A 5288-nucleotide genomic window follows, 5' to 3' on the forward strand; every position below is an offset into this window, starting at 1 on the left:
CGGTATTCGAGAAGCTGGCGGGGGTTGTCGAAGTGTTCGAACATGCGCAGATCTCCCTTTCGTCTAAGACGTGCAAGACAAGACCACGGCATGACGGGCATCCACATAAGGGGTTGCCAAACGGGTCGGGAGAAGTACGAAATTCAAGGGATTCGGGCGACCGGCGCGCCTCGTTCACAACCCCGGGCCAAAGTCAAGACCCCCCTCTTAAGAGGGGCACCCTTGCAGCCCTGCGCCGACCTGCGTTTGCTGGCCTTAGGGCATGCGGTCCGGCAGTGGCGAAGGATGGCCGACGCAACGCCCGAATCGCAGAAGCCAACGAGAATTCGGGAGCGAACTATGGGAACGATGATCTACGGACCGCAAGACGTGGAGTTCGATGACCGCCTCCTGACTCACCTGGAGATCGTCATCGTCAACAAGTTCCGTCGCCGCGAGTCCTTCCTGATGTCGTGGCTCGACGACCTCTCGGTCGGCAGCGGGCGGTCGTCGTTGTGGATGTCCGCCGAGGTTCCGGTGTACTTCAAGTACCTCGGGTCGCGCGTTCCGGCCGTCAACCGCGATTGGCTGCGACTGCTGGAGACCGAAGCGAACGGCCCACGCGGGCTCGTCGTGCTCGACGAAGACGGAGCCCCAGCGCACGCCGGTCGTGCCGGCCAGCAGCGCCCGGACCGCGACGCGCACCCGGTGCGCCGGGTCGCTTAGGAGCGCTGCCGCGCTAGTCCCACTCCCATGACGCGGTGCGGTATTCCTCGCCGCGGTCGGTGAGTTCGAGACCTAGGCCGGGCCGCGACGGGTCGGGCACGAGGCATCCGTCCACCAGGTCGGGCGTGCCATCGAACAGCAAGGGCTCGATCAGGGCGTGGTCGTGGAAGTACTCCACGTGCACGCCGGGCTCGACGGATGCCGTCAGCACGGCATGCAGAGCAGGCGCGCAGTGCGCGCTCAGCGGCACGCCCCACGCGATGCACTGCTCTGCGGCGTTCAGGAACCCCGTGACGCCGCCGCAGCGGGTGGCATCCGCCTGGAGCGTGTCGACCGCGCCGGCGGTGAGCAGCAGGCGGAAGTCCGCCGGCATATACCCGTACTCCCCCGCCGCGATCTGCATGCCGCCAGGGCCTCTGTCGCGCATCAGGCGCAGCCCATCGAGGTCGTCGCTGGAGACCGGCTCCTCGAACCAGGTCACCCGGTCCTCGTGCCAGAACAGTTCAGCCATGCCGAGCGCCTGTTTGCGGCTGTACGCGCCGTTCGCGTCCACGAACAGCTGCACGTCGTCGCCGATCGCCTCGCGGGCCGTTCGCACGCGAGACGGGTCGGCTGCGGCATCCGTTCCGATCTTCATCTTCACGGCATGGATGCCCTGCTCGGCCCATCCGCCCAGCTGTTCCCGCAGCTGCTCGTCGCTGTAGCTCGTGAACCCACCGCTGCCATAGACCATGATGCGGTCGCGCGATGCACCGAGAAGCTGGAGCAGCGACACGTCGAGCAGCTTCGCCTTGAGGTCGTGGAGCGCGACATCCATCGCCGAGATGGCGCTGGCCGCGATGCCGCGCCAGCCGATGTTGCGCACGGCACGAGCCATGCCCCAGAACAGTCGCGGCGTGGACATCGCGTCGGCGCCGGTCACGAGCGGGGCGAGCACGTCCCGCACCAGCCCGAGACCGGTGGATGAGGTGTACGCGTAGCCGAGGCCGGTGCGTCCGCCCGCGTCGATCTCGACGACGAGCACCGTCGTCGAGTCCCACTTCGCGGTGCCGTCGGACTCGTTCATCGGCTCGCCGTCGAACGTCGTCGGCACCACGTACACCCTGGCGCGCACGGCGCGGATCGCGGTGTCGGCTGCAGCGGAGCCCGACCGGCCCGCACCGTCCCGATCGCCTGCCACGGTCATCCGCTCACTCGTCCTTCTTGTCGCCGCCGATGTGCAGCGCGCCCTTCACGCGCTCCACGCCCTCGGTGAACAGAGCCTCCGCGGAGTCCTTGATCACGTTGACCTCGAACGGGTCGCCCTTCAGCAGCGCGATGCCGGTGTTCTTCGCGTACTCCTTCGTGATGTGCGGCGGCAGCGGCGGGATGTTCCGGCTCACCATCGCGTCGATCACGGTCACCCCGTCATGCGCGAGCGCCGTCTCGATCGCGTCGGCGGCATCGTCGTCGTTCTCCACCCGGATGCCCTGGAACCCGAGCAGCCGCGCGTAGCCCGCATAGTCGATCGACTCCACGTCCTGCGCCGTGCGCCACACCGGGTTGGCGTCTTCTGTGCGCATCTCCCACGAGACCTGCCCGAGGTCGTTGTTGTGCAGGATGAGCACGACGAACTGCTTGTTCGGGAACCTCTTCAGGTACTTCTTCATCGTGATCAGCTCGTTCATGCCGAGCATCTGGAACGCCCCGTCACCGATGGTGCAGATCACCGGACGGTCTGGGAACGCGAACTTCGCAGACGTCGCGTACGGCATGGCGGCGAGCATCGTCGCCAGCCGGCCGGAGAGGTCGCCGCGCATTCCGCGCCGGAAGCGCAGGTGGTGGGCGTACCAGTCGGCGGTGGTGCCGGCATCCGCTGTCACGATCACGCCGTCAGGGAGCCGCTTGTTCAGCTCGAAATAGAACCGCCGCGGGTTGGCGCCGTCGTCATAGTTGACCATCGCCTCCGCTTCTTCCTCGCGCTCCCAGCCCTGCATCTCGTCGATGATCTTGCGCTGCCACGATAGGTCGTCCTTGGGCTTCAGCATCGGGATGAGCCCCTTCAGCGTCGCCTTCACGTCGCCCCACAGGTTCACCTCGGTGGGGTAGCGGATGCCCATCTGCTCCGGCTTCAGGTCCACCTGGATGGCCCTGGCCGCGCCGGTCTCCGGCAGGAACTCCCCGTAGGGATAGTTCGTGCCGAGCATGAGCAGCGTGTCGCACTCGTGCATCTGGTGCAGGCTCGGCAGAGAGCCGAGCAGCCCGACCTGCTGCGTGTGATACGGGACGTCGCCGGGGATGACATCCTTGCCGCGCAGCGCCGTGATGACGCCGGCACCGGTCAGTTCGGCGGCCTTCAGCACCTCGTCGGTCGCGCCCTGCGCGCCGGCGCCGACGAGGAACGTGACGCGCTCGCCGGCGTTCAGGATGTCCGCCGCCTTGCGCAGCTCCACCTCGCTGGGCGTGATGTCGGTGGATGCCGGCTCCCTGCTGGCCCGTGAGACCCAGTGCGCGGCGGTCGGTGTCACGGCCTTCATGGCCTGCACGTCGTGCGGGAACACGATCACCGCCGGCTGCAGCCGCGCCAGCGCGCTGCGGAACGCCGTGTCGATCACCGCCTCTGCCTGCACGGGCGAGACGATGGTCTGCACGTAGCAGGCGACGTCCTGGAACACCCGCTCCAGGTTGTTCTCCTGCTGCGTGAACGTGCCGAGCGAGGCGAGACCCTGCTGGCCGACGATCGCGACGACGGGCTGGTTGTCCATCTTCGCGTCGTAGAGACCGTTCAGCATGTGGAATCCACCGGGGCTCGACGTGGCTACGCAAACGCCCACCTCCCCGGTGAACTTGGCGTGCGCCGTCGCCATCAGTGCGCAGATCTCCTCGTGCGTCGGCCTGATGTAGTCGACCCCGTCGCCCTCGTCCTGTGCCTTGCCGAGCGCACTGTCGAACGCACCGATCCCGTCTCCGGGGAACCCGAACACGCGAGTGACACCCCAGTCCTTCAGTCGCTCGATGACGACGTCGCTGACCGTCTTAGCCATCTGTCTCCTCCTTCGTCTCTACCGCTTCGGGAACTGACCGCCGAGACGGCGGTCAGCGCTGGCGTCGCGGCGGAGGCCAGAAATGGCCTCCGCTTCTAGCTCCAGCGCGCATCCGGTCCGCAGTGCGCGCCGCGATCGCCATGATCGTGAGTGCCGGGTTCGCGCTGCCCTGCGTGGGCAGCACGCTGCCGTCGGTGATGTACAGGTTGGGCACGGCGAAGGTGCGGCAGTCGGCATCCACTACGCCGTGCTCCTCGTCTTCGGCCATGCGCGCGCCGCCGACCAGGTGCGCGTACCGCTTGATCGTGATCGCCTCGTCGGCACCAGCGGCCATCAGGATGTTCTCCATCACCTTGGTCGCCGCCTCGATCAGCTGACGGTCGTTGTCGCACTGGCTGTATGCGAAGTGCGCGATCGGCAGCCCGTGCCTGTCCTTCTCGCTCGAGAGCGTCACCCGGTTGTCGGGCAGCGGAAGGAACTCGCAGAGCGCTCCGAAGCACGCCCAGTGCACGTAGTCGCTCATGTAGTTGCGGAACTCCGCACCCCAATGACCCTGCGCCATGACGTGCTCGGCCCAGGTGATGGGCAGCGGCGAGACCGTCTGGATCGAGAACCCGCGCTTGTACGGCTTCGATGGATCCGTCTCGTAGAACTGCTCAGTGCTCACCTCGGGCGGCGGCGCCTTGTACATGCGGATCTCCGAGTCGAACCGCCCTGCCGTCTGCGGCGCACCCTGCACCATGAGGTACCGGCCAACCTGGTCGAAGTCGTTGCACAGCCCGTCTGGGAAGCGCGCCGACGCGGAGTTCAGCAGCAGCCGCGGCGTCTCGATCGAGTACCCGGCGACGATGACGACGGATGCCTTCTGGAACCGCTCCCGCCCGTCGCGCACATAGTGCACGCCGGTCGCACGCCCGCTGAAGGCATCCACCTCGATGCCGGTCACCATCGAGTCGGGGCGTACCTCGGCGCCGTGCTCGAGGGCATCCGGAACATGCGTGATGAGCGGGGAGGCCTTCGCGTTCACCTTGCAGCCCTGCAGGCAGAAGCCTCGGTAGATGCAGTGCGGGCGGTGCCCGAAGCGTCCGTTCGCGATCGCGACCGGACCGACCCTCGCCTCGACACCGGCCTTCAGCGCTCCACGCAGGAACACCTCACCGTTACCGCCAACCGGATGCGGCCGGTACGGATAGCCGTGCGGGTCCCCCCACGGCCAGTCCTCGCCCGCCACCGGCAGCTCGCCCTCGATCTGCTCGTAGTACGGCCGCAGATCCGCGTAGTCGAGCGGCCAGTCCGCACCGACGCCGTCTACCGTCTTCGTGTGGAAGTCGCTCGGATGGAACCGAGGCGTGTACCCGGCGTAGTGCACCATCGAGCCGCCCACGCCGCGCCCCGAGTTGTTGGAGCCCAACGGCACCGGGTCGCTGCCGCCGATCTCGCGCGGTTCCGTCCAGTACAGCTGGTGGGATGCCGCCTCGTCGCTGACCCAGTCGTCTTCCGGATTCCAGAACGGGCCGGCATCCAGCGCAGCGACCCGCCAGCCGTAGCGGGCGAGCCGCT

At 67.4% G+C, this 5288-nt stretch carries 4 protein-coding genes; 1 reads left to right on the forward strand and 3 read right to left on the reverse strand.

The features are described 5' to 3' along the window. The first annotated feature begins 339 nt into the window (after positions 1-339). Positions 340-705: a DUF7882 family protein gene (locus ACTHNC_RS17275; protein WP_440295863.1), complete on the forward strand. Its 366-nt coding sequence runs from the start codon at positions 340-342 to the stop codon at positions 703-705. Between the two features lie 13 nt (positions 706-718). Here ACTHNC_RS17275 and ACTHNC_RS17280 read toward each other — a convergent pair whose 3' ends face one another. From ACTHNC_RS17280 to ACTHNC_RS17290, 3 genes are all read right to left on the reverse strand, one after another. Further along, positions 719-1891, reverse strand: a complete 1173-nt coding sequence (locus ACTHNC_RS17280) for an enolase C-terminal domain-like protein (protein WP_440295864.1) — start codon at positions 1889-1891, stop codon at positions 719-721. A 4-nt stretch (positions 1892-1895) separates the two neighbouring features. Then, positions 1896-3728 carry a thiamine pyrophosphate-requiring protein gene (locus tag ACTHNC_RS17285; RefSeq protein WP_440295865.1) on the reverse strand — a complete coding sequence of 611 codons (1833 nt, stop codon included), beginning with the start codon at positions 3726-3728 and terminating at the stop codon, positions 1896-1898. A 52-nt stretch (positions 3729-3780) separates the two neighbouring features. After that, the coding region (locus tag ACTHNC_RS17290) for a GMC family oxidoreductase (protein ID WP_440295866.1) at positions 3781-5288 on the reverse strand (1508 nt) is incomplete at its 5' end.

The organism is Humibacter sp. (assembly GCF_051954055.1).
Lineage (GTDB): Bacteria > Actinomycetota > Actinomycetes > Actinomycetales > Microbacteriaceae > Humibacter.

Bases quoted from the DNA above. Each gene is read 5' to 3' on its own strand.
- ACTHNC_RS17285 (WP_440295865.1), bottom strand. From the start codon at position 3,728: ATGGCTAAGACGGTCAGCGACGTCGTCATCGAGCGACTGAAGGACTGG.
- ACTHNC_RS17275 (WP_440295863.1), top strand. From the start codon at position 340: ATGGGAACGATGATCTACGGACCGCAAGACGTGGAGTTCGATGACCGC.
- ACTHNC_RS17280 (WP_440295864.1), bottom strand. From the start codon at position 1,891: ATGACCGTGGCAGGCGATCGGGACGGTGCGGGCCGGTCGGGCTCCGCT.